The 24,021-nt window shown below is 46.0% G+C and carries 19 protein-coding genes and 1 tRNA gene; 10 read left to right on the forward strand and 10 right to left on the reverse strand.

Going from position 1 to position 24,021, the window contains the following annotated elements; all coding sequences use genetic code 11:
• Window positions 1-179 precede the first annotated feature (179 nt).
• Window positions 180-1,022, reverse strand: coding sequence for a universal stress protein (locus GO493_RS13025; protein ID WP_157306617.1), 843 nt, complete (start codon window positions 1,020-1,022; stop codon window positions 180-182).
• A gap of 363 nt (window positions 1,023-1,385) precedes the next feature.
• Here GO493_RS13025 and GO493_RS13030 point away from each other — a divergent pair, with 363 nt between their 5' ends.
• Both GO493_RS13030 and GO493_RS13035 read left to right on the forward strand, forming a co-directional pair.
• Window positions 1,386-3,095 (forward strand): ATP-binding response regulator, encoded by a 1,710-nt coding sequence (locus tag GO493_RS13030; protein WP_157306618.1) that lies wholly within the window; start codon window positions 1,386-1,388, stop codon window positions 3,093-3,095.
• Window positions 3,096-3,248: 153 nt separating this feature from the next.
• Window positions 3,249-4,217, forward strand: a complete 969-nt coding sequence (locus tag GO493_RS13035) for a terpene synthase family protein (RefSeq protein WP_157306619.1) — start codon at window positions 3,249-3,251, stop codon at window positions 4,215-4,217.
• 39 nt (window positions 4,218-4,256) lie between these two features.
• Here GO493_RS13035 and GO493_RS13040 read toward each other — a convergent pair whose 3' ends face one another.
• Together GO493_RS13040 and GO493_RS13045 are read right to left on the reverse strand one after the other, a co-directional pair.
• Window positions 4,257-5,861 carry a glycoside hydrolase family 28 protein gene (locus tag GO493_RS13040; RefSeq protein WP_232538833.1) on the reverse strand — a complete coding sequence of 535 codons (1,605 nt, stop codon included), beginning with the start codon at window positions 5,859-5,861 and terminating at the stop codon, window positions 4,257-4,259.
• Window positions 5,806-6,270, reverse strand: coding sequence for an NUDIX domain-containing protein (locus GO493_RS13045; protein ID WP_157306621.1), 465 nt, complete (start codon window positions 6,268-6,270; stop codon window positions 5,806-5,808). The genes GO493_RS13040 and GO493_RS13045 overlap by 56 nt, the downstream gene beginning before the upstream one ends.
• Window positions 6,271-6,645: 375 nt before the next feature.
• Here GO493_RS13045 and GO493_RS13050 point away from each other — a divergent pair, with 375 nt between their 5' ends.
• Entirely contained in the window at window positions 6,646-7,635 is a 990-nt protein-coding gene (locus GO493_RS13050) for a fatty acid desaturase (protein WP_157306622.1), read from the forward strand.
• A gap of 168 nt (window positions 7,636-7,803) precedes the next feature.
• Here the strand turns inward: GO493_RS13050 and GO493_RS13055 are convergent, their stop codons facing one another.
• Complete coding sequence (locus tag GO493_RS13055) at window positions 7,804-9,168, reverse strand: family 43 glycosylhydrolase (protein ID WP_157306623.1); 1,365 nt, start codon at window positions 9,166-9,168, stop codon at window positions 7,804-7,806.
• Window positions 9,169-9,405: 237 nt separating this feature from the next.
• On the opposite strand from GO493_RS13055, the gene GO493_RS13060 reads away from it, so the two are divergent.
• The gene (locus tag GO493_RS13060) at window positions 9,406-10,644 is read left to right on the forward strand and encodes a M57 family metalloprotease (protein ID WP_157306624.1); all 1,239 of its coding nucleotides are present in this window, start codon (window positions 9,406-9,408) and stop codon (window positions 10,642-10,644) included.
• 33 nt (window positions 10,645-10,677) lie between these two features.
• On the opposite strand, the gene GO493_RS13065 is transcribed toward GO493_RS13060, so the two are convergent.
• Together GO493_RS13065 and GO493_RS13070 are read right to left on the reverse strand one after the other, a co-directional pair.
• Entirely contained in the window at window positions 10,678-11,361 is a 684-nt protein-coding gene (locus GO493_RS13065) for a Dph6-related ATP pyrophosphatase (protein WP_157306625.1), read from the reverse strand.
• A 44-nt stretch (window positions 11,362-11,405) separates the two neighbouring features.
• Complete coding sequence (locus tag GO493_RS13070) at window positions 11,406-12,290, reverse strand: DUF4349 domain-containing protein (protein ID WP_157306626.1); 885 nt, start codon at window positions 12,288-12,290, stop codon at window positions 11,406-11,408.
• A 225-nt stretch (window positions 12,291-12,515) separates the two neighbouring features.
• On the opposite strand from GO493_RS13070, the gene GO493_RS13075 reads away from it, so the two are divergent.
• The gene (locus tag GO493_RS13075; RefSeq protein WP_157306627.1) at window positions 12,516-14,933 is read left to right on the forward strand and encodes an ABC transporter permease; all 2,418 of its coding nucleotides are present in this window, start codon (window positions 12,516-12,518) and stop codon (window positions 14,931-14,933) included.
• Window positions 14,934-14,964: 31 nt separating this feature from the next.
• Here the strand turns inward: GO493_RS13075 and GO493_RS13080 are convergent, their stop codons facing one another.
• Window positions 14,965-15,330, reverse strand: a complete 366-nt coding sequence (locus GO493_RS13080) for a winged helix-turn-helix transcriptional regulator (RefSeq protein WP_157306628.1) — start codon at window positions 15,328-15,330, stop codon at window positions 14,965-14,967.
• A 70-nt stretch (window positions 15,331-15,400) separates the two neighbouring features.
• Here GO493_RS13080 and GO493_RS13085 point away from each other — a divergent pair, with 70 nt between their 5' ends.
• Entirely contained in the window at window positions 15,401-15,874 is a 474-nt protein-coding gene (locus GO493_RS13085; RefSeq protein ID WP_157306629.1) for a group II truncated hemoglobin, read from the forward strand.
• 189 nt (window positions 15,875-16,063) lie between these two features.
• Here the strand turns inward: GO493_RS13085 and GO493_RS13090 are convergent.
• A tRNA-His gene (locus tag GO493_RS13090) sits at window positions 16,064-16,137 on the reverse strand.
• A gap of 94 nt (window positions 16,138-16,231) precedes the next feature.
• Here GO493_RS13090 and GO493_RS13095 point away from each other — a divergent pair.
• Together GO493_RS13095 and GO493_RS13100 are read left to right on the forward strand one after the other, a co-directional pair.
• Window positions 16,232-16,768 (forward strand): hypothetical protein, encoded by a 537-nt coding sequence (locus GO493_RS13095; RefSeq protein WP_157306630.1) that lies wholly within the window; start codon window positions 16,232-16,234, stop codon window positions 16,766-16,768.
• A 75-nt stretch (window positions 16,769-16,843) separates the two neighbouring features.
• Window positions 16,844-19,321, forward strand: coding sequence for a TonB-dependent receptor (locus GO493_RS13100; protein ID WP_157306631.1), 2,478 nt, complete (start codon window positions 16,844-16,846; stop codon window positions 19,319-19,321).
• Here the strand turns inward: GO493_RS13100 and GO493_RS13105 are convergent.
• Window positions 19,316-19,972: a protein-L-isoaspartate(D-aspartate) O-methyltransferase gene (locus GO493_RS13105; protein WP_157306632.1), complete on the reverse strand. Its 657-nt coding sequence runs from the start codon at window positions 19,970-19,972 to the stop codon at window positions 19,316-19,318. The genes GO493_RS13100 and GO493_RS13105 overlap by 6 nt on opposite strands.
• 273 nt (window positions 19,973-20,245) lie before the next feature.
• On the opposite strand from GO493_RS13105, the gene GO493_RS13110 reads away from it, so the two are divergent.
• Window positions 20,246-21,970 carry a phospho-sugar mutase gene (locus tag GO493_RS13110; protein ID WP_157306633.1) on the forward strand — a complete coding sequence of 575 codons (1,725 nt, stop codon included), beginning with the start codon at window positions 20,246-20,248 and terminating at the stop codon, window positions 21,968-21,970.
• Between the two features lie 53 nt (window positions 21,971-22,023).
• Here GO493_RS13110 and GO493_RS13115 read toward each other — a convergent pair whose 3' ends face one another.
• Window positions 22,024-22,521 carry a phosphoribosyltransferase family protein gene (locus tag GO493_RS13115; protein WP_157306634.1) on the reverse strand — a complete coding sequence of 166 codons (498 nt, stop codon included), beginning with the start codon at window positions 22,519-22,521 and terminating at the stop codon, window positions 22,024-22,026.
• Window positions 22,522-22,696: 175 nt separating this feature from the next.
• Here GO493_RS13115 and GO493_RS13120 point away from each other — a divergent pair, with 175 nt between their 5' ends.
• The gene (locus GO493_RS13120) at window positions 22,697-24,019 is read left to right on the forward strand and encodes a (Fe-S)-binding protein (protein WP_157306635.1); all 1,323 of its coding nucleotides are present in this window, start codon (window positions 22,697-22,699) and stop codon (window positions 24,017-24,019) included.
• Window positions 24,020-24,021 lie beyond the last annotated feature (2 nt).

Raw genomic sequence — 24,021 nt, forward strand, 5'->3', positions numbered from 1 at the left:
CAATTGCTTAATTTACAATAAGTTATTCAATGGGAGTAGTGTAGTGATTTAATGGGAGAATGCAAATATACGGATTAAACGTTTCCGGCACAACCGGGAAAGGCAAATTCCGGAGGAGATGAGGTCAACAGAATTATTTTCAATTGATTATCAACAATATAAACATTAAAAACCCGGTTCTAATCGGGTAATATCAACAATGGCACTTCACAATGCCATGCCAGCTTTTTTGAAACGCTGTTATGGAACCATGATGAAATACCGCTTCTCTTATGATGTGCTGCTACGATCATTGGTATATTATGCTGTTGTGCAAAAGAGGTGATCGTATCTGCTACCTCTTTATTCTCTATATAATGAAAAGAGGTATTGTATCCATCCAGCAACTGATGCAGATATCTTATGTCCTGCTCTGTTGCAGAAGAATATCCTTCTCCTTTTGTCACGTTGACCACAAATAATTCCGGCCTTAACCGGTCTATCAGCAGTACAGCTAAAGACAAAGCCTCTCCTTCCCTTACATTCTCAAAATCTATAGCCAGCAAGAGTTTTTCAGGGATTGTTATATCAGCTGTTGCTGGTACGATGATCAATGGTACTTTAGTATGTTCCAGTACACGGATAGTGCTGCTGCCTACCAGTATCTTTTCAAGATTGCTTTTCCCGGTAATGCCCATTACCACAAGGTCTACCCCCTCTTCTTTTGCCAGCGTATTCACGACTTCTTCCAGTGATTCCACTTCGGCTATTGTATCGATAACGGTATTACTATCTGCCAGCGGCTTCAGGCTGTTCTGTTGTTCTTCCAGCATCTCTATGCTCTTTTGCCTGAATTCGTCGGTATTGGTTTCTATGACGGGCATTTCAGGAATAACGGGGACTCCCACAGCTACTGCTGTAGTGGGGTAAACATTCAGCAGGATCAGTCGTTTGCTGTGGAAATGCCGGGTCAGGTTTGCGGCGTATGCTGCTGCGTGTGAGGCTACGGCTGAGAAGTCTGTAAGTGCCAGAATAGTTTGCATAGCATGAGAATTAGTTTATTAATTAATATGCTGTAAAAATCAGGCCAAACAATTGAAGTTCTTTTAGAAAAAAGTTGAAAGAACTGCTCAAATAACTGGGTTTCACTTCGGCAAAACCCAGTTATTTGAGCAGTTCTTTTTACGCTGCGCGCGGCTGAATGAAGGGGATTTTTGAGAGGGAGTTTGCTTTACGCTACCTGTGGCTGATAACTTTTTGAATGGGGAAATTGGGGGCTTGCAACCGGCTAAAAATTTAAATTGATACACTATCATAATTTTCTTTTATAATAAACTCGTATATTAGAACAGCGTGCTTTAACCGCTTCAGGTTTTGCTACCCATTGATTTAATACCCTTATCAACATGAATTCGTCCCTCAAAGGTTTAAAGAAATTACTGGATTTAGGCGTCAGACCGGGCATTCCTTCGGAAACCAGGAGAAGCATCCGTCTGGTCAACACCCTCAGCCTTGTAACCGGCGGTACCGCATTGGTGCTGTCACCAATACTTACAGCCACCACACATAAGCCTATCTTAGTACCGGGTCTGATAGAAGCTGCATGTTTTTTTTCCGCACTTGTATTGAACTATTACAGACACTACTTCCAGGCGGCGCTTGTCATGCTGGCCACACAAAACCTGGCAGCCGTATACTTCGGTATGCTTTTCGGAGAAGGCATTCCTATTAAAATGCTCTCCATTGCCCTGGGAATTACCGCTGTCTTTATTTTTAATGACCTGAAAGCAAGGGGCATCGGTTTGCTTGTAGCTTTCATTTCCATGGCACTGCTCAACATCAACGATTACTTCCACCTTGTAGAGCCCTTTTCATTCACCACCGGTGAACATGAAATGATCAAATGGCTGGCAGATGGGGTGATCTTTGCCCTGACGTGTATTGTTGTCATGTTCTTTGTACAGCAAAACCAACGGGCAAGTGAAAATAAAACGAGCTTTCTCCGGGAAACAAATCATGAGATCAACAAATCTCTCGAAGCGATCCTCAATGCGCTGGATAAATATAAAACCGACAAACCCGGAGAAGATACGCTTACAATAAAACAGAAAGATCTTAAAGTGATGAAGATTGCTGCCAAAACGATGGCGGACGTTGTCAGGAACGGTCTGAACCTTTCCAGGATAGAGGCGGGTAAATATGATATTCATGAGAACAACCTGATCGAAACCAGGAACTGGCTGGCAGATATTAAGAATGCCTATACCTCGCTGGCCAACAGGAAAGGCATCATCATCAAACTGGCAGTAGACGCAGATGTACCCCAATGGGTGGAATCTGACAGGAACAAACTTACCGTTATCCTTTCCAATATCCTGTCGAACGCCATTAAGTTCAGTTACAATGATGCTTTTGTAGAGTTTAATGTCAGCGCTCATCAATCCGTACTCACCTTCCAGATCCGGGATTTTGGCAAAGGTATGAGCAAAAAGAAAGAAACCGGGTTATTCAGCAGCCTGTATGTATCAGAAAAAAATGAACTGATAGAAGGCTATGGAGTAGGGATGGTACTTACCAAACGTTATGTGGAATTCCTGTATGGCGAGATCATGGTTAACAGTGCCGAGGGACAAGGCACTACCTTTACGGTTGAAGTACCTGTCAAAGTGAGGGATATCTCTAATCCGCAGAGCCATAACCTGCTCCCTTTCCCGTCCGCTTCCCTGCCCATCATCCTTGCCGGCAGGAATATCCTGCTGATAGAAGATGACACAATGACCCGTGAATACGGCATCAAATGCCTGCAACAACTGGGATGCACCCGTATAGATGCTGCTGCCGACGCGGCAAACGGTATGCAGAAAGCGATCAATAATATTCCTGACCTCATTATACTGGACGTTCAGCTGCCCGACAAGAGCGGCCTGGACTTTCTAAGAGAGCTTAAGCACGATCCACGCCTGCTGGATGTTCCTGTTATCATGGCATCCTCAGAGAATTCGGACCTCTTGAGATATGAAGTAAGTAAAGCCGGAGCTGCTTTGTTTCTGAGGAAACCGTATACCATTCATGAACTGCAAAAAAGTATAACAGAGATCCTCAATATCCGGGTATAAACCTATGTACTGTTAGTTTCCAAAGGGGAAACTCCGACACTTATTGTTACCAGCTCCGGTCCGGCTTTTTCGGCAAGGAGGGATAATGCATAGTATGCATTATAGTAGGTACGGTTGGCACTGTAATCTCTTGCAGAACCAAACCTCTATTATATGACAAACTTAGCATCATTGCCTTTGCCGGGATATACTTTTCCCGCTGCTATCAGTTCATGGTCTGCCGCCATCAAGGAAGATACCGATAAATGGCTGGAACAGGACTTCTCCTTCCTTCCCGAAAAAATGCGACTGAAGTACCAGCTGAGCAACTTCGGGAAGATCAGCGCCCGCTGTCTTCCGGACATGCCTACCTACGCCCATCTGCGGGTAACAGGACAGTTTATGTTGTGGGGCACCATCTTCGATGATTTCTTTGAATTTAAAACCGTTTCAGAGCTTCGCTACCTGCATGACCGTGCCATGGAGATACTTAAGGGCAGCGATCCGGATCCTTCAGAGACGCCTTTCTTCACTATCCTGGCCGGTATCAGAGATTCCCTGGTTAGCCTGATGCCAGCTTACTGGATCAGAAGGTTTATACAGAATGTAAGCGTCTGGATAGCCAGCATGCAGGAAGAAGTGCCTTACAAAGGCGTTATGCACTTCCCTTCTCTCAGGTATTTCATGGAACTAAGGGAAAAGACCATTGGGGTCCAGGCTTATCTTGATCTCATAGAAATGCAGCTGGGAGGCTGTTTGCCGGACGAGATCATGTACAGCGATTATATGAAGGAACTGTACCGGCTGGCAGCAAGGGTGTTTGCCTGGTGTAATGACTTCTATTCGTTGTTAAAGGATATCGGCCGGGAGCCGCTCAACCTGGTGCTGGTCTTACAGCATGAATATAACCTGTCACTGGAAGAGGCGCATACCAGGGCTATGGCTATTCATGACGAAGACGTACAGACTATCTGCCGGATGCAGCAAGAGGTACCGGACTATGGCATTTATACAGATACAGTACGTGCTTTTGCTCATTACCTGGGCGTGATGATCCAGGGGCAGAATCAATGGTATATGAAGGATACAATGCGGTATAAGAAAGATGGTCATCCGGAAAAAGACAGCTTTAAAACAACCTGAATCTACATGAAAAGTGGGGATCGACGATCCCCACTTTTTTTATGGCGTTACTGAAATGACATTCACATTCTCAAATGACAGATTCCTGGTATCAGTAAAAGTCATTTGTTCTTCTTCACTATGTACAACAGTATTTTTGATGCTGATGTCTTTTGCGTCCCGGCATATTATGATATTCCTGCAGTTCACCTCGGCGTCTTCAAGATCGAAACCTGTCAGCGGCGATTCAGGAATACCATCAATCCTGACAAAGGTCCTGGATTTTTCTATAATGATATCTTTTGCATGAATATCCCTGTATACAGGAGTTAGTCTGTTGACTTCCCTGGCCGGCAGTCTGTCTGCCAGCTCTCCTACATACATCCTGCTGCCCAGCATGTCCCACCGGAAAGCATCTTCACGCAGGTTCATGCGGATACGCTCATAGTAGAGATGCTCTCCGCCTCCGCCCCTGGGTCTTCTGGTTTTAAACCGTATACCTACGCCGGTATCGTCAAACACGGCATCGTGCACATAGAGGTTGCGGATCATACCGGCTGTTTCACTTCCTACAGTGATTCCCCCGTGCCCTTGCCTGGCCAGGCAATATCTTACCACTACATTCTCTGTAGGCTTGTTCACCCGTAATCCATCTTCCCCGCGACCGGCTTTCATTGTAAAGCAATCATCCCCGCAACTCAGCGTACAGTATTCTATGAGTACATTCCGGCTGGATTCAATATCAATTCCGTCTCCTCTTGGTATACCGACGGAGTTGACGGTCACTCCACGGATAATAACGCCGTCACAATACACAGGTACAATGTTCCAGAACGGGGAGTTTTCCAGGGTGATGCCTTCGATCAGTATGTTTTTGCAGTTAATGGGAGAAATAAACATAGGCAGGAAGATAGCTTCTCCGTTATATCCTTCATACACCCGTTCGGCAACAGGGATATTATGAGGGATGACATTTTCTATTACGTCTGCCTTCATGAATCTTTCCCTTACAGGGCAACCTGCCGGTGGGCCTACAAGCTTTCCTTTTCCTGTCACTGCGATATTCTCCTGTCCGTCGGCATAGATACATGCCCCGAGTGACATGACCTCAACTCCTTCATTCCTGGTAAAGACAGCCGGACGGTAATCCTCTATCTCTCCGCTGAACCATAGTTCTGCTCCTTCTTCCAGGTGCAGGTTTACATTGGATTTCAGGCTTATGCGTCCTGTTTTCCATTTTCCGGCAGGTATGACAACCGTACCGCCTCCTTTCCTGTTTACTTCATCTATGGCAGATTGAATGGCAGTTGTAGCTGTCAGAGCAGTGGCTGCGCCTTTGTCACGTATATCTATCGCCAATGAGGGGAACTGGGGTTTTCTGAAAGAAGGCATGGGAAAGGGGGCTTTTACCGGTGCTATTTTTTCAGGCATCTGTGTGGCGCCGACATCTTTTACAGTAGGGATAAGAGGTTGGGCGATGGCACTGGTAGCAGATAATAAGATGAGTAATAAGGTCCGGATCATAGCAAACATGTATAGTTTGTAATGATAAGTAAAAGCGGATGAAAATCCATCCTTATCTGACAATGTTAGTGCAAAGCTAGTTTTTCTACCGCTGGTCAACAACCCGTTCCAGTTCTTCCAGGAAACTGACCTGCCGTTCATTGATCTTCTCCTTTGCCTCAGGGATTGAAAACCAGGCGGCTTTATCCACTTCAGGGAATTCCTTACTCTTCCCGCTCCGCGGGGGCCATTCTATCTCAAAGGTATTACTGACAAGCTCTTCCGGTTGAAAATGGCCTTCCACCGCCCAGCAATGTACTGTTTTATGTCCCTTTTGCCGGATAGAGGTCAGCTGAATGAATTTACCGGAGGGGGTATATCCTGTTTCTTCTCTGAATTCCCGGACGGCTGCAAGCCTGGGCTCTTCATCTGCCGGGTATTCTCCTTTAGGGACTGACCAGCTCCCTGCATCTTTCCTGGCCCAGAAGGGTCCTCCGGGATGCACCAGGAGGACTTCCAGCCGGGATAAACGCTTCCTGTACAAGAGGATGCCTGCACTTTCTTTCGGCATAACCTTAAATTTTAACAATTTTCATACAAATATCTTACCCTCTTATCACGGGCTAAAAGGGCGGTTATCCTGGTCCCTGACATAAATCATGATGTATATATGCAAAACTTTACTTAGTTTAGTCGTATAAAGTCAACTTCTTATGCGATAAAACGATAGAAAGGCCCTCCTTTTTATTGCCTTGTACCTAAACGCCGGATCTTACGTTGAGGTCTGTGCAGGGAGGAATGGAGTTATCAGCACTGTTAATAAGATAGAGAAGAAGCATCATGAAACTCAGAATTTTGGATGTATAGCGGGTTCCTAAAGGTCCGTACCGCAACTTACCGTATAAAAGTTTTCCTTTAATCATTTAAAGTTAATTGTAGATAGAGAATGAGTAACAAGCCCACTGATTTTACATGGAGCAATGAACCGAACCCGCATCATGTAAGAGTTAGACAGATACTGAAGCAGCATCCGGAGGTAAAACAACTGATAGGGAAAAATCCCTACACTATTTTTATGATCATTGGCCTGGTGGGTGCACAGGTAGGCATTTCCTGGTGGCTGCAGGATATGTCCTGGTGGCTGGTATTTCCGGTTGCCTATATAGCAGGAGCCTTTATCAGTCATGCACTCTGGGTAATGATCCATGAAACCAGTCACGGATTGCTCTTCAAAAGGAAAGTTCCCAATTTGCTGGCAGGGATCCTGGCCAATCTGCCGCATATCTTCGCAAGCTCTGTATCTTTTCAGCGCTATCACCTGAAACATCATGCCCACCAGGGTGAGCATGACCTGGATGCTGACCTGCCGGATTTCTGGGAGGCAAAACTGATAAGCAACAACCCGTTCAATAAAATGCTCTGGTTTCTGTTCTTCCCGGTTTTCCAGGTAACCCGTACAGCAAGGCTGAATATCGCCCTGTTTGACCGCTGGGTAGCCATTAACTGGATCATACAGATAGCTTTCAACGTAGCTGTGATCGTTTTTATAGGTCCTAAGGCTTTCGTTTATATGCTGGCAAGCTTCTTCTTCTCTGTAGGCTTACACCCGCTGGGCGCCCGCTGGATACAGGAGCACTACCTGACACTGGATCCTGTGCAGGAGACTTACAGCTATTATGGTCCGCTGAATAAAGTAGCTTTTAACGTGGGATATCATAACGAGCATCATGACTTTCCTTCTATTCCGTGGAACAAGCTGCCGCTGATTAAAAGTAAAGCGCCTTCGTATTATGATTCACTGCTGTCTCACCAGTCATGGAGCAAATTGATCTTTAATTTCATTTTCAATCCGAAGTTATCTCTTTATTCACGTGTACTAAGAAAAGAGAAAGTGAAGATTGCAAAGGATAATGAAGAACCCGTTGCAACTGCGTAAAATGATTTTAATAATAAAACAAAAAAGGTTGTGCCTTCAGCACAACCTTTTTTGTTGAGAGAGGGGGCCGGAAGCCAAACTCTTCTGTTTGAGAGAAGGCGTTCGTTGGAGGCCTAATCCTTTTTGCTTGAGAAACGGCGTGTCGGTCTGTGACCTGCTGAAATCTTTTTAATAGACTTTGAATTCCCATAACCCTGGTGTACCCTGAAGGAAGGATAACCGCAGGTATCTTGCTTTTACGGCAAGACGGTCAATATGTGGGGATTGTATCCTGGCATCTGTATGTCCGCCGTATTTGTGCCATGTTTTGCTATCAGCTGAATATTCCAGCAGATAGGCATGTCCGGCTGTTGGCCTGACGAAATAGGCTTCGGTGCGGTTAATTGCTTTAATGCCACCAAGGTCTAATGTGAACACCGCTGCAGTATCGGCAGCTATGGCCATCCAGCGGGTACCATTGGAATTGTCAGTCGCATTAGCCGGAGCATAGGTCTCTGTTCTGCGTAGTGAAGGCAGTGCAATAGGCTTTACTACAAGATCTGTCATTGCACTGGAGGCTGTTGCTTTTGCGCCTGCTGCCAGGTTGAGTCCCTTCCCTGCTTTTCCTACTCCTCTATGTGTAAGCTTTACCGGTCTGATAGTACCATCCGGGTTAAATTCCAGCTTATCTATCCATACCTGTCTGTTTGTGCTTCCTATTCCAAATTCAAGATAGGCAAAGTAATAATTGTCAGTCCCCGGTTCATTGAATACACAACCATGGCCGGGACCATAAATATGTGCTGCAGTATCTGTGGCAAGGATAATATCGTTCTCAGGATAGGTGTATGGTCCCAGGGGCGATGTCTTGCTGTAGCCATAGGCATATTTGTAATTTTCATGCCCTTCCAGCGTGTAGAGGTAATAATAGATGCCTTTCCTTTTAAAAGCAATGGGACCTTCAGAATAGCCTTTGCGCTTTGTCTGGATCACATGTACTGCTGTATCCAGCGACACCATATCTTTATTCAGCTTAGCTGCTCCCCTTTGTGCCCAGAACATGTATGCCTGTCCATCGTCATCAACAAGTACTTCCGCATCTATGCCTTTTGTTCCTTTAGGCCCATCCACATATACAAGTGGTTTCGGCGCTGTTGGGCCTTTCAGGGTATCTGCCCCGTTCACCAGCCTGAAAGGACCTTCCGGCTTATTGGCTACGGCAACATAGATATGTGTATTCAGCGTAGGATACAGGTAATATTTTCCTCCGGAGGGCACGGCTTTGCTGGGCGCCCAGTAAAGCTGTCCGTTAGTGGCGGGAAAGCATTTCCCTTCAAAGCTCCAGTCCACGAGATTCTTCGACTTCCATACTACCGCTGGTCCGGACAGGGAAAGTCCGCCTCCATATCCGTCGGTTGTAGCATAGCAATAATAGGTGCCGTTCAGGTTCACTATACTGGGGTCCGCGATCATATCGGGAATGACCGGGTTAAAGGTTTGCGCAGATGCTTTGGCAGCACATGCGATCAGAGATAATAAGAGGAATTTGCGCATGACGATTATTAAACTTCAAAATGACAATTATTCCCAACATACAAAAAAGTATTGAAAATTAAGGTAGTGTATCAGTTTGAACTTTTTGACCGAGGGCTGGCCTGGCCCTGCGGGCCTAGGCCGGGAAATTACTGAAATTAAGAGACTGCAGCAGGATAGCAGATGCTTTTTCTATTATTGCGGCTGAAAATCCTTCCGATGGTAATTAATCACCTTTAACCCTAATTATTAAGCGCTATGAAAAGACTACTCCCCTATCTTGCCCTGTGCATGTTAAGCGTGCTGTTTTCCTGTCAAAAAGAAGAAAAGCCCAAAGAACCTGGTACCCCAGCTACAGAGATGACCAGAGAAGATGTGGTTGCAAAACTACAAAGTGCAGGTTTTGACACCAGTGAAGGCCTGATGAAGTACAAAGACGGCTACCTGGTAGAGAACGACATTTATCTGACCCTGGAACAGATCGGCAAACTGGAAGCACTCAAAGAAGGCGACAAGCCTAAGGTAGAGCATTACCGTACCAACAACCTGGTAACAGGAGGCCCGAGAACACTCAATGTGTATATGGATGCCGGTTTTGGCAGCTATATGCAGAACGCCTTTGATGTAGCGATAGCCAGGTATAACAGTCAGCATCTGTCACTGACATTCCAGCGTGTTACCAGTTCTGCAGGTGCGCACATCAGTATTTTTTCCTTCTATGAAGTGAGCAATGTACTGGGATACAGTGCTGGCTTTCCTTCAGGAGGTAATCCTGCCAGTCCTATTTACCTGAACACTTACTATTTCAACAATAGCTCCCAGCGTCCTGACGCAGCTACTGTAATAGCGCATGAGGTAGGCCATGCCATTGGCTTCCGTCATACAGATTACATGAACAGGGCGTTCAGCTGCGGTTCAGGTGGTAATGAAGGAGACGCCGGCGTAGGTGCAAATCCTATCCCGTCCACTCCTACAGATCCTTCTGCTGATTCCTGGATGCTCGCGTGTTCCAGCAATACAGACAGGCCATTTACCCTGTATGACAGGATTGCACTGGTAACGACTTATCCGGGTACTTATCCTGGCCAGACCGCTCCTATAGGAAGCACTATCTCCTTAAAAGCTACCATCAACAATAAATATGTATGTGCAGAGGATGCCGGCGTATCCCCAATGATCGCTAACCGCGATGCTGTCGGAGAATGGGAGCAGTTCCGTGTGCTGGATGCCGGTAACGGTCTTATTGCATTACAGGCTATTGTTAACAATGGTTATGTATGTACTGAAGGAGGCGGCACAGCGCCGATGATCGCTAACCGTACTGCCATTAACGACTGGGAAAAATTCCGCTGGATCAATAATTCCGATGGGACCATCAGCCTGCAGTCTTATATAAGCAACAGCTATGTATGTGCTGAGAATGCCGGTGCTGATAAGCTTATTGCCAACCGCGTTGAGATTGGAGCCTGGGAAACTTTTACTTACCAGATCCACTGATAACTGAAAAAAGCCGGAGATGTCCGGCTTTTTTTATAACAGGTCAATATACCAGAACCCTGCTTCTTTCTCTGTATTTATCATTAGTGGTACATATCTTTCCTCTCCCTTTGTAAAGGGAATAGCTTCTTTAAAAACAGGTCCGTCAAAACAGAAAGTGTGGAATTCGCCGTTTTCTCCACAGGGATCTACATTGCCTGGCAACTGTTGGAAGAATGTTGTATCCAGCTCTCTGCCCAGGTATTCTTTTGTTAAATGTTCTGTGCTGATGCAACAGGTTACTGTCCTGAATCCTGCAGACAGGAACATGCTGGGTAATACGAACGTAGATTGCCCCCATAGCGGGAAATCAGCTTTTAATCCTGCTTTACTAACCAGGGCCTCCCTGTATTTACGGAGGTCTGCCAGGAAGATATCGCCAAAGATCACGGTAGTGATGCCGGTTTCTTTCAGTTGCGCATATGTTTCCAGCAGCACTTCTTCATATGCTTCGTTGGTAGGAATATCCGGCGCCCACATTTTCAACAGGGGAATGCCCGTTGCTGCGGCTTGCTTATCAAGCAAAGCAGCTCTTACGCCGTGCATGGATATACGTTCATACTTTGTGCTCAAAGTAGTGACCAGCGTAATGATTTCGTACTTTCGTCCCTGTTGTACTTTATAAAGCGCATAAGCCGAGTCCTTCCCCCCGCTCCAGAATAAAGCTGCTTTTTCCATATGTATATTCCGCAATAGTTGCTATCACGAAAATAGGACAAAAGCTACTTTACGACAGCCATTTTCTTACGTACCCATTTCCTGTATCCCATCCAGACAGCGGCGGCAATCAGCAGGAATGGCCATAAATGCAGGAGCACCAGTATAAAGTTCCGGAAGAAATCAACTCCGTTATACAGGCTATCCCCTACTTCTGTTCCAAATCCTGGCCTGGTGATACGGTCAGGGTTGACCACTACCTGTATATCTGCCTGTTGCGGTTGAAACAGTTGTACCGTAAAGGTAGCATAGTTCACTTCATCAAGTATTTCAAGATTAGCTACCTTACGGTCTATCTCTGTCTCAGTCCTTGCATCCTTATATTCAACTACATCAAGCGGTGTTCCTTTCTTTGCAGGAACAGCTGTAGCAGAGGCTTCCTGCGCCTTGTTCTTTAAAGCATTGGAGAGATACCTGAGCGTTTTATCTTCTTCCTTTAATGTACGGTTCTCAATAAAAACTGCCATCTTGGTCAGTATGTTTACAACGGAATCAAGCCCGGCTACAGGTACACGTAAAGTAAGTGAGGCAGATGGTGTGTAAAGTTTTACTCTCTTTAATGAATCGCGGGAGTAGGGCAGTTCTTCCGTACGGCCTTCTTCGTTTGTGATAACGCTTTCAGATATGATGCCATGCACACTGTTCACTGCATGTTCCAGTGTGGTTACAGCTGTAATTACATTATCAACGCGACAGGTAATAGCAGCTGTACGTACTCTCTTTCTTGAAGGAGAATTAATAGCGGCAATATCGTTGGAGAATTGTGTGGAATCTGCTGCATGCTCATAAGAAGCATTGGCGGATGCAGCTTCGTTTTCTGCCGTTCCTGCCTGCCCACAGGCAATAAGCATCAGGCCCGGCATTGCCAGGCAGTATAGGAGTTTACGCATAAGGTGTTGTTTCTATTTTATACACTTTACCTGTAAAAGGTAACCTATGTGAAATGTTAAAATAACGGTAATGACATATATGGCCCGTCCGTTTCCGGGCAAAACATTGTGCGTATTTGAACAACTATCTCTCCTCTGAGAGAAGAAGGATCAGCCACTACGGCCTTTCTGCGTAAATGGCCGTCTTTTTGTGGTTGCCATGCCATTATATTAATACTCCTGATTATGCTAAAGAACTACCTTAAAATTGCCTGGCGCAATCTGTTGAGGAAGAAAGTATACTCTGCCATCAGCATTACCGGTCTGGCGGTTGGCGTTGCCTGTTGCGTACTGATCACCATGTATGTGCAGGATGAATTATCGTATGACCGTTACAACACCAACATAAATAATATCTATAGGGTCCTGCATGCTTACCGGAATATAAAGGATGTTGATGTTAAAGCTCCCCCTTCTCCACAGGAATACCAGGTGTGGGGAAATGCACCGGTAGGTGCTGCCTTGTCTGCAGACTTTCCGGAAGTTAAAAAAGTGACTCAGTTTACAAGTCCCTTCACTTACCTCCTTGAGCACAATGATCGTCGTTTTCAGCAGGATGGGCTGTTGTTTGCAGATTCAGCGACCTTTGACATCTTCAGCTGGCGGATGCTGGCAGGCAATCCTAAAAAAGCTTTAGAAGCGCCTTACAGTATAGTATTGACAAAAAGTACTGCACAGAAATACTTTGGTAATGAAAACCCTGTCGGACAAACTCTCAGGGCAGAAGGTCAGTTTGCTTTAAATGTAACCGGTGTTATGGAAGATGTACCTGCCAATTCACATTTCACATTCAACGGTCTGGTCTCTATGAACACTTTCAGGCAGATGAAACCAGGGATATTCAGTGAATGGGGATATATTGACTTCTATACATATTTCATAGTGCCGGAACATACTGATATGAAAGCCATGGAAGCAAAGATCCCCGGTTTTGTAGCGCGGCATGTCCCTAAAGATGATAATGAAACATACACCCTTGCCTTTGAGCCGCTTGCAGCTGCTTATCTTCATTCCCAGGCGGGGAGACAGCCAGGGGTTACGGGTAGTCTTTCGAATGTTTATATTTTTTCGCTGATAGCGGTTTTCATACTGCTGATTGCCTGTATCAATTTCATCAACCTCTCTACCGCCCGTTCTATGGAAAGGGCCAGGGAAGTAGGTGTCAGGAAAGCAGTGGGGGCTTATCAGAAGGGATTGGTTTACCAGTTCCTGACAGAATCTATACTGCTTTCACTCATAGCGGTGGTGCTGGCTATTGTCCTGGTACTTGTGGCTTTACCTGCTGTATCTGAGATATCAGGGAAGCCGCTTAACTGGCGGTTACTGTTATCCCTGAAGCTTGCTCCTGCTATTCTCTGTATGCCGCTTATTCTCGGATTACTGGCAGGTAGTTATCCGGCATGGGTACTGGCCCGTTTCAGGCCTGTGGAGGTCTTAAAAGGGCAATTCAGATCGTCCGGCAGCGGCGTTATACTCAGGAAGGCCCTGGTGGTAATACAGTTCAGTTTATCTGTTGCCCTGATTGCCGGTACGGCTATCGTATATTCACAACTGAAGCATCTGAGGTCACATACACTGGGATTCCGGCAGGACCAGATGCTGGTCATAAACTACGCTGGCGATAATAAGGTAAACCAGTCGATAGATGCTGTTAAAGCAGCATTAGCAAGGAATCCTGCTGTGCAATCCATTACCGCTTCAAGAGCTGTTCCAGGCGATTTCTTTCCTAATGCCAGCACACTTGTTGAATTGCGTAACGGCGATATGAAAGTAGAGACCCCGGCGTTGTATGAAATAGATTATGATTTCATACCTGCCTATGAAATGAAAATGGCGGCAGGCAGGGCTTACTCCCGCGACTTCCCATCAGATGTTGAGCAATCACTTCTGTTGAACGAAGCCGCTGCAAAGTTATACGGCTATGCCAACCCGGAAGATATCATCGGAAAACGTTTTGAGCAATGGGGCCGTAAGGGCCAGGTAATAGGTATTGTAAAGGATTTCAATTATCAGTCGCTGCATAAGAAAGTAGAACCTCTTGTTATCAGGATGGCTCCTTCATATGTATTGAACAAGATATCACTTCGTATAAAGACTGATAATCTGCCTCAGACAATAAAAGAACTTGAGAAGACCTGGAGCAGTTTGGCGCCTCATCGTCCGTTTCTTTATACGTTCCTGGACCAGGCCTTCAATCTGCAATATAAACAGGATGAGCACTTCGGTGAATTGTTTGCAGCCTTTGCTGCTCTCACTATCTTTATTGCCTGCCTGGGCCTGTTTGGACTGGCTACCTATGCAACGGAGCAAAGGGTAAAAGAGATCGGTATCCGCAAAGTATTAGGTGCTTCCGTTAGCAGCATTATCAGCTTGTTGTCGTCAGATTTTATCAGGCTGGTGCTGATAGCTATTGTTATTGCCACACCTGCGGTATGGTGGGCTATGCAGCAATGGCTGCAGAGTTATGCCTACAGGATAGAGATACAATGGTGGATGATAGGGCTGGCAGGTATACTGGCAGTGATCACCGCTATGATAACGGTCAGTTTCCTGGCAATGAAAGCGGCGTTTATGAACCCTATAAAAGCATTGAAAACAGAATAAAGAAAAAGGCGGCCTGTTTTATGGCCGCCTTTTATTTATACAAATGCTGGTCTTTAATATAATCAATACCATTCTCTTTCAGATAACTGACACCATACCCGCTCAGAAATTCAAATAATGGTGTGAAGGACCTTCCTTTTTCAGTCAGGTTATATTGCACTCTGAGGGGTTTCAATGAAAGTACTTTCTTCTCTATCAGCTGATCTCTTTCCAGCTCTTTCAGCTGCTGTACCAACATCTTCTCAGACACACCGGGTAAGTTGTCCCTGATCTCACTGAATCCTCTGTCTTTGAAAATGTTCAGGTGAGATAAGATAAGTATCTTCCATTTCCCTCCTATAAAGCTGAGCGTTACATCAACCGGACAGGTATAAGTTTTATTGTTTAATCTGATCATGTGGCCTTACTTTTAGGTAAGTTCTTGCGTGTGCAGGTAAATTATATCAAATTCGCCTGAAAGTTATAATATGAGTAATATACCTACGTTGTACGAATGGGCTGGTGGCATGCCGGCGTTTGAAAAGTTAACTGATCTTTTTTATGCTAAAGTTTTGCAGGACCCGTTACTTGAACCTGTCTTTAAACATATGTCCAAAGAGCATCAGCTGCATGTTGCGCATTTTATAGCTGAAGTTTTTGGAGGGCCTGCGTTTTACAGTACGCACGAAGGTAGCCATTTCCGGATGATACAAAAGCATATTGGTAAACACCTGACGGAAGCGCATCGTCAACAATGGGTTAAACTACTTATCGAAACTTCTGATGAAATAGGACTGCCTGATGATCCTGAATTCAGATCTGCCTTTGTTGCTTATCTGGAATGGGGAACGAGGATTGCAGTGCTTAACTCTAACCTGGAAGAAGTACCTTTTAATCCTGATGAGCCGATGCCTAAATGGGGCTGGGGGGTGCCTGGCCGGCCGTATTTGCCGGAGGAGTAGGTATAAATTATCGACAAAACACCTGGACATTATCTCCACATCAAGTCCACCTTTACTCCACTGTTACTATATCGATAGTAGTACTATCCTTGTAGGTAACACCCTCTTTACAGGCACTAAACCTGATCCGCCATTCCTTACTTCAGGGCACAAAAAAGGCGATTCTTTCGAATCGCCTTTTGTATTTTGGGTGATTGAAGGGTTTCGAACCCTCGACCCTCAGAACCACAATCTGATGCTCTAACCAACTGAGCTACAACCACCGTTTGTTTTGATTGGGATGCAAAGATAACAAAATACATTTTCAATTTCCAAATTTTTTCACATTTCTTTGCTTACTTTTTTTAATATAAGATTATGTCATTGTATCTCATTCCTTTCCTGGCAGCCCTTTTAGGTTGGCTTACCAACAAAATAACCATTAGCATGCTTTTCCGTACCCTCGCCGGAAAGCAGCAGCAGCTTGCAAACCAGATCGGTAAGCTGGCGGCAGAACAATTTGACTTAAGCACACAATTAACTTCGGAGGAGAAGATCAAAAGTATGATCCCTCTGGTGGAGGCACAGATGGATATTTTTTTGAGAGAAAAGCTTCCTGAAGCCATGCCGGTTTTCAAGATGTTTATAGGCGACAGCACTATTCAACAGGTAAAGAAAGTCCTTGTTGCAGAATTGGATAAGATCTTTCCTGAGCTGATCAGCCAATATCTTGATGACCTGGACCTCTCTCCTATTATCAGTCAGAAAATAGCGGCTATTTCCATCCCCACATTAAAAAAACATATATATAGTACCTATGGCGGGCAATTGCGGCTCATGGAGCTTGCTGCGGCCGGTCTGGGACTGCTGACAGGGCTGCTGCAATTCTTCCTTGCCCTACAACATGCAGCATAACCACTCATCACAAATGAGAATGCTTTACATATGAGTTGGATATTTTTGTTATGGTCTCAACAATAATATCCCATCATGCGGCAACGTCTGTTACTGATAGCAGCGCTCCTTAGCGTAAGCTTTGTCTCTATCGCCCAAACTGGCAACGCCCAGGCAAAACTGGTAGGCAAAGCCCTGGACGCCGGCACCGGCAAACCGGTGGAATATGCTTCGGTAGTATTGCTCAACCAGGAAGATTCTTCCATCGTCAAAGGTATGTATACCGGGCCTGAGGGAGATTTCTCCTTCCCTTCCATCCTTCCCGGCACTTATGTTCTCCGTATTACCTTCATGGGCTATGATAAACTGCTGAAACCTGTAAAGGTTGTTCCGGGGAAAGCATTGCAGTTTGCCGGTACCGTACGGCTTCAGCCCGCAGGCAAGGTGCTGGCCACTGTTGAGATAAAATCAGAAAAACCGGCTTTCTCCATGCAGATAGACCGACAGGTATTTGACGCCGGCAGTATGATCACGGCCGACGGGGGCACCGGCACTGATGTGCTGAAAAATATTCCCAGTGTAGATGTAGATATAGATGATAATATCACTCTCCGCGGAAAGAGTGTAACCATCTACGTTGATGGTAAGCCATCTCCGTTTGGCGATGCTAAAACGGCACTGCAGATGATACCTGCAGAAACGATAGACAGAGTGGAGGTGATCAACAACCCATCCGCCAAGTTTGAAGCCAATGGCGGTGGAGGCATTATCAACATCGTTCTCAAAAAAGATAAGGCCATAGGGTATAATGTGATGTTCAATGCGGGCGTTGCCACCCGCGGACAACTAAACGGTACGGCCAATGCCAGTCTGCGACTCCGTAAGTTTAATTTCTTCGCAAACTACAACGGCCGGTATGACAGCCAGACAGGTTATGGATACAGTCGCCGGCAAAACCTCATTGCCGACACCAGCGATACCTGGTTCTTTACCCAGGATAGCAGGAACAGGAATAGCAACCGGTCAAACGGCGGGCGTATAGGATTAGATTACTATCTTGATGATTATAATACTTTTACCGTTTCCGAAGGACTGGCGCTCAGCTCGGGTAACAGCAGTGATAACATACTGCTGAACTACCTGGACCAGCATCAGCTGCCCATCAGGGAAGGGACACGTAACAACAGCAGCAGCTATCGCAATCCCAACAACAACACCAGCCTGAATTTCCGCCATACCACAGACAGGCAGAATGAAGAATTGACGGCGTATATCAGCTATAGTAACAACAGGGGCAATAACAACAGTAATTATAATACAGCGAACCATTTTCCTGATAGTACCCGGGATTATATTGACAAGCAACGCAACAGGGGCATTTCTCAGAATAAGTTCTGGAACATACAGACAGACTATACCACGCCTGTGGGCAAAAAGGGAAAATTCGAAACGGGGGCTAAAGTGACCCTCCGTGATAATAACAACGATTATAATGCGCAGGTCTTTAACCGCAACAGCCAGGAATTTGAGACCAGCAATCTGCTTTCCAATACCTATTTCTATAAGGAGGATATTTACGGGGGATATGTCAATTTCGCCAATGCGATAGGCAATCTTGGTTACCAGGTAGGTGTCAGGGCAGAACAGGCTCATCTCCAGGGATTTTCATTCACCAAGGACACTTCGGTAAACAACCGTTTCTTTAATGTGTTTCCCAGTGTGTTTCTGAAATACAACCTGCCTCATAATGAGAACCAGAGCCTGATCTTCAACTATTCTACCCGTATAGACAGGCCGGGATTTGATCAGCTTCTACCCTATATCAATAATTCGGACCCGCAGAATATACGTGCCGGTAACCCGGAGCTGCAGCCATCCCTGACGCATAAGTTTGAGGTGAATTATTCGCGGTATTTCCCGGGCTCCAGGGATTATCTGAACACGGGGGTATACTATTCCCAGGCCAATGATGATATAGACCGTATAAGCCTCCTGGACACCACTACGGGCGTTACGACGACCAGGCCTATGAACCTGGCTACTGATAAGGACTGGGGAGCCAATTTCACTTATAATATGCATATCCTGAAGAGCTGGAATGTGAGTGCCAACCTGAACATGGAATACAGCAAGCTGATGGGGGCCAGTATAAGTAATGAGTATGTGTCTTACGGTCTTAATGTCAATTCCAATCTGCGTCTGCCGGCCCGTTTCAATGTGCAGCTGAACGGGCATTACCGTTCTCCGCGGGTACAGCCCCAGGGGACATTCAAGGCAATGAATGGCGTAGACCTGGGCGTTCGTAAGGAAATGCTGAAAAACAATGCTTTAGCAATCTCTCTGAATATCTCCGATATCCTGAACACCCAGGATTTCAGCTCTCATTATGAAACGGATGCCTTTATACAGGATTATACCCGTAAAAGGACTACCCGTTTCATCCGGTTGAACATACGTTACCGTTTCGGGAAAATGGACCCTGATCTGTTCAAAAGGAAGAAAAAACACGATGAGCCTGAAGAAGAGCCTGATAATAAGGACGGGGATAAGAAACCTGCGGATGCCCGTCTATGACCTTTTGCCGGCCAGCATGGGCACAAAAGAGAAATTATCGAACATTTCCTGGTCGTATTCGGTCTCGCCCAGCTTGGTGATGCGCAGCATGCGCTGTACTTCCTGTCCGCCGACGGGGATCACCATTTTTCCTCCGACTTTCAGCTGCTGTAACAGCTTTTCGGGGATCTGGGGAGCTGCGGCTGTAACCAGGATCTTATCAAAGGGCGCGTAGGTGGGGAGCCCTTCGTAACCGTCTCCGTAAAAGAAGCGGATGGTGGGGTACCTGGATTTAAAGGGGAATTGCTTTACCAGGTCAAAAAGTTTCTTCTGACGCTCGATGGTAAATACATTGACTTTCAGCTCTGCCAGTACACATGCCTGGTAAGCACTGCCGGTACCTATTTCAAGTACCTTTTCAAAAGGTTTTAACTCCAATAACTGCGACTGATAGGCCACGGTGTAGGGCTGGGAAATGGTCTGCCCCTCTCCTATGGGAAATGCCCTGTCTTCGTACGCTATACCTTCAAAAGCTGTATCCAGGAAGTAGTGCCGTGGAATGTTGTTGATAGCCGTTAATACATTTTCGTCCGTAATGCCTTTTTGCCGGATACTGTCTACCAGTTGCTTGCGTAATCCCTTTTGTTTATAAGAATCTTCGTACCTCCTCATAAGCGCAAAATTAACCAATACCCCCAATTTTCAATAAGGTGTGGAATACTTCTATTTATCAACATCAGGAAGAATTCAGGTTGAAAATTCCACTGGATATAGTATCGGGTGATGCTCTTCTTTAAATTTCTTTTTTGATGGATCACCTTTTTTAGAGCTAAAAAATCCTACTGGATATAGTATCAAATGATGAGCTTTTTATTTATTCCAGATTTTTAGCTTTATTTTACAACCTTGTTTCTGATAAACTAGAAGACAAACCCAAATAGTTCTATGGAGAAAAACATTGAAAGTAAGGTATCACAGTGGCTTGATGGCCAGTTTGACGCAGACACCATCGCTGCGGTCAAAAAATTGCAGCAGGAGAACCCCGATGAACTGGCGGACGCATTCTACCGCAACCTGGAATTTGGTACCGGTGGCCTTCGCGGCATTATGGGCGTTGGTACAAACCGTATGAATAAATACACCGTGGGAATGGCTACCCAGGGCTTCGCTAACTACCTGAAGCAGGCGTTTCAGGGCGAGATCAAGCTGGCCATTGCCCATGACAGCCGCAACAATAGCCGTTATTTCGCTGAAGTGGCTGCTAATGTACTGGCTGCCAATGGTATTAAAGTATATCTTTTCGAAAGCCTCCGTCCTACGCCGGAGCTGTCGTTCACTATCCGTCACCTGGGCTGCCAGGGCGGTATCGTATTGACTGCCTCTCATAATCCTAAAGAATATAACGGTTATAAGGCTTACTGGAATGACGGCGCCCAGCTGGTGCCTCCGCACGACAAGAACGTGATCCAGGAAGTGGAGAAAATAGCCGGTGTTGACGAAGTGAAATGGTCCGGCGGTGAAGCCAACATCATCTCTATCGGTAAAGAGGTGGATGAAGCTTACCTGCAGGTGCTTAAAGAACTGAGCATCCAGCCGGATGTGATTGCTGCCCAGCATGATATGAAGATCGTTTACACCCCTATCCACGGTACCGGCATCACCCTGGTCCCTGAGATACTGAAACGCTATGGCTTCACCAACGTACATGTTGTGGAAGAGCAGTCTACCCCGGACGGTAACTTCCCCACAGTAGTGTACCCTAACCCGGAAGAGTCTGAGGCAATGAGCATCGGCCTGAAAAAAGCCAAAGAACTGGACGCTGCTATCCTTCTTGGAACAGACCCCGACTCTGACCGTGTAGGCATCGCAGTAAAAGACCTGAAAGGAGAATGGATACTCCTGAACGGTAACCAGACCGCTGTACTGCTCTTTAACTATATTATAGAAGGCCGCCGCCAGAAAGGCCTGGCAGGAGCTACAGATTATGTATGTAAGACTGTGGTAACTTCAGACCTGATAGACGTATTTGCTGCCCGTAATAACGTGAATTGCTATAATGTACTGACCGGTTTTAAATGGATAGCAGACCTGATCCGCAAGAAAGAAGGCTCCGAGAAGTTCATCTGTGGCGGAGAAGAGTCTTACGGTTATATGATAGGCGATAAAGTACGTGATAAAGATGCTATTGCTTCTGTAGCTCTGATCTGCGAAATGGCGGCGTATGCCCTCAGCCAGGGCCGATCTCTGTACGAGCAGCTGATCGATATCTATGTGAAATATGGTTATTATAAGGAAAACCTTATCTCCATCACCAAAAAAGGTATGAAAGGTGCAGACGAAATAGCTGAGATGATGCGTGGTTACAGGGCAAATCCGCCTGCTACCATCAACGGCTCTAAAGTAGTTACCTTATACGACTATGAACTGAAACAGGTGACAGATCTGAAGACAGGCAAGGTACAACCGATAGACCTGCCTAAATCCAATGTACTGCAGTTTGTACTGGAAGATGGCAGCAAGATCTCCGCCCGTCCTTCCGGCACTGAGCCTAAGATCAAATTCTACTTCAGCGTGAACCAGCCACTGGAAAGCGCCGCTGGATTTGATGCAGCTACCAAAGCCCTGGACCAGCGTATACAGCAGATCATCCAGGATATGAAACTGAAATAAGGAACTATGTGAGAATTTATAGTCCCGGTACCAGCGTACCGGGATTTTTTTTGCTATTCGAGATAAGCTGATGTGATCTCTTCATTCACTACGTCTACCATCACCATATCCTGTAAGGTAGTAGACAGGGAATATCCAACAAAATCGACCGACAGAGGGAAGGATTTATGTTTGCGGTCAACCAGCACCGCTGTTTGTATCTTCTTCGGGAGGAACTGTAAAAAAGGCTTCAGGGCGTATAACATGGTACGGCCGGAATTAGCCACGTCGTCTACCAGCACTATTACTTTACCGGTAAAATCCATTTCTGCCGACAGCTCTACGCCTGAGGGACGTTGTTTATCCAGCTTCAGCTGCAGCAACGTAATCTTTAATGGAGAGATCTGCTTTAAAATAGCTGCTATCTTCTCTGCCAGTATCATTCCCCTGTCCCATATGCCTGCCAGTATGATGTCCTGTTCGTCACTGTTATGCTCATAGATCTCGTAGGCGATACGTTTGATCTTCTTCTCTATCACATCCTGGGTCAGGATAACGTTCTTTGTTTCCATATTGGTCATTTAGGTAGTGTATCAGTCTGAACTTTTGATCAGAGGTGGTTTGGCCCTGCGGCCAAACTGAAACACTATAGTTATTTACAGGTAGTAAAAATAGGGAAAATACCAGAGAGTCCTCTCTGCACTATTTTCATTACATTGCCTTATATTAGGAAGTCAAATCTGATGTATGAATATTATTCAGGAGCTCTTATTTGTAGTTGCCCTGGGCGTTGCTATCTACCTTTTTGCCCGTAAAGCCGCGCAGATCAGGAAAAACATCCTGCTTGGCCGGGATGTACAACTGAACGACCGGCCGGCGGAGCGCTGGCGTAACCTGTTACTGCTTGCTTTCGGACAGAAAAAAATGTTTCGCAATCCCCTTGTTGCCGTACTCCACTTTTTCGTATATGCGGGGTTCATTATCATTAACATAGAGATCCTGGAGATCATCCTGGACGGTATCTTTGGTACACACAGGCTCTTTGCCCCCCTGTTAAACGGTCTTTACCCTGTACTGATAGGCTGTTTTGAAGTACTGGCAGTGCTGGTGATCGTTGGCTGTGCCACTTTTCTGATCCGCAGGAACATCGTAAAGGTAAAACGCCTTGCGCAGCATGAGCTGGATGGCTGGCCAAGATCGGACGCCAATTATATCCTTATTACTGAAATTGTGCTCATGCTGCTTTTCCTGACCATGAACACTGCCGATCAGGCCCTTCAGCAGCATGGTCATGAGCATTATATAGCAACAGGTCCTTTCTGGATAAGCGGGCAGTTTGTGCCGCTTTTCAGCGGACTCTCAGACACTGCGCTGGTAGCTATTGAGCGTGGCTGCTGGTGGATGCATATACTGGGCGTCCTGGCCTTTCTTAACTACCTGCCTTATTCCAAGCACCTGCATATCATACTGGCTTTCCCCAATGCCTATTATGCCGATCTGCGGCCTAAAGGTAAAATGGAGAACATGCCTGCCGTACAGAAAGAAGTGCAGCTGATGCTGCAACCGGAACTGGCGGCGGACGAGCCGCCGGCGGATGGGATCCCTAAGTTCGGGGCTAAAGATGTTCCTGACCTTACCTGGAAAAATCTCCTGGATGCTTACAGCTGTACCGAATGTGGCCGTTGTACCGCTGCCTGCCCGGCTAATATCACCGGTAAAAAGCTTTCTCCGCGTAAGATCATGATGGATACACGCGACCGTGCGGAGGAAATAGGCGCCCAGGTAGCTAAAACCGGTACGTTTGCTGAAGATGGTAAAGCCCTGCTGCGCGATTATATTTCCGAAGAAGAACTGCGTGCCTGTACGTCCTGCAATGCCTGTGTACAGGAATGCCCGGTAAGCATCAATCCACTGCATATCATCCTGCAGCTGCGCCGTCACCTGGTGATGGAAGAATCCAGCGCTCCGCAGGAATGGAACATGATGTTCAGCAATATAGAGAACAATATGGCACCGTGGAAGTTCAGCCCGGACGACAGAGACAAATGGGCCGTAGAAATGAATGCCTGATT

Origin of the sequence: Chitinophaga tropicalis, from assembly GCF_009758205.1 — a bacterium.
Classification (GTDB): domain Bacteria; phylum Bacteroidota; class Bacteroidia; order Chitinophagales; family Chitinophagaceae; genus Chitinophaga; species Chitinophaga tropicalis.

Coding starts and splice junctions, on each gene's coding strand:
- GO493_RS13025 (WP_157306617.1), bottom strand. CDS start 1,022: ATGCAAACTATTCTGGCACTTACAGACTTCTCAGCCGTAGCCTCACAC.
- GO493_RS13030 (WP_157306618.1), top strand. CDS start 1,386: ATGAATTCGTCCCTCAAAGGTTTAAAGAAATTACTGGATTTAGGCGTC.
- GO493_RS13035 (WP_157306619.1), top strand. CDS start 3,249: ATGACAAACTTAGCATCATTGCCTTTGCCGGGATATACTTTTCCCGCT.
- GO493_RS13040 (WP_232538833.1), bottom strand. CDS start 5,861: ATGAACGGCAGGTCAGTTTCCTGGAAGAACTGGAACGGGTTGTTGACC.
- GO493_RS13045 (WP_157306621.1), bottom strand. CDS start 6,270: ATGCCGAAAGAAAGTGCAGGCATCCTCTTGTACAGGAAGCGTTTATCC.
- GO493_RS13050 (WP_157306622.1), top strand. CDS start 6,646: ATGAGTAACAAGCCCACTGATTTTACATGGAGCAATGAACCGAACCCG.
- GO493_RS13055 (WP_157306623.1), bottom strand. CDS start 9,168: ATGCGCAAATTCCTCTTATTATCTCTGATCGCATGTGCTGCCAAAGCA.
- GO493_RS13060 (WP_157306624.1), top strand. CDS start 9,406: ATGAAAAGACTACTCCCCTATCTTGCCCTGTGCATGTTAAGCGTGCTG.
- GO493_RS13065 (WP_157306625.1), bottom strand. CDS start 11,361: ATGGAAAAAGCAGCTTTATTCTGGAGCGGGGGGAAGGACTCGGCTTAT.
- GO493_RS13070 (WP_157306626.1), bottom strand. CDS start 12,290: ATGCGTAAACTCCTATACTGCCTGGCAATGCCGGGCCTGATGCTTATT.
- GO493_RS13075 (WP_157306627.1), top strand. CDS start 12,516: ATGCTAAAGAACTACCTTAAAATTGCCTGGCGCAATCTGTTGAGGAAG.
- GO493_RS13080 (WP_157306628.1), bottom strand. CDS start 15,330: ATGATCAGATTAAACAATAAAACTTATACCTGTCCGGTTGATGTAACG.
- GO493_RS13085 (WP_157306629.1), top strand. CDS start 15,401: ATGAGTAATATACCTACGTTGTACGAATGGGCTGGTGGCATGCCGGCG.
- GO493_RS13095 (WP_157306630.1), top strand. CDS start 16,232: ATGTCATTGTATCTCATTCCTTTCCTGGCAGCCCTTTTAGGTTGGCTT.
- GO493_RS13100 (WP_157306631.1), top strand. CDS start 16,844: ATGCGGCAACGTCTGTTACTGATAGCAGCGCTCCTTAGCGTAAGCTTT.
- GO493_RS13105 (WP_157306632.1), bottom strand. CDS start 19,972: ATGAGGAGGTACGAAGATTCTTATAAACAAAAGGGATTACGCAAGCAA.
- GO493_RS13110 (WP_157306633.1), top strand. CDS start 20,246: ATGGAGAAAAACATTGAAAGTAAGGTATCACAGTGGCTTGATGGCCAG.
- GO493_RS13115 (WP_157306634.1), bottom strand. CDS start 22,521: ATGGAAACAAAGAACGTTATCCTGACCCAGGATGTGATAGAGAAGAAG.
- GO493_RS13120 (WP_157306635.1), top strand. CDS start 22,697: ATGAATATTATTCAGGAGCTCTTATTTGTAGTTGCCCTGGGCGTTGCT.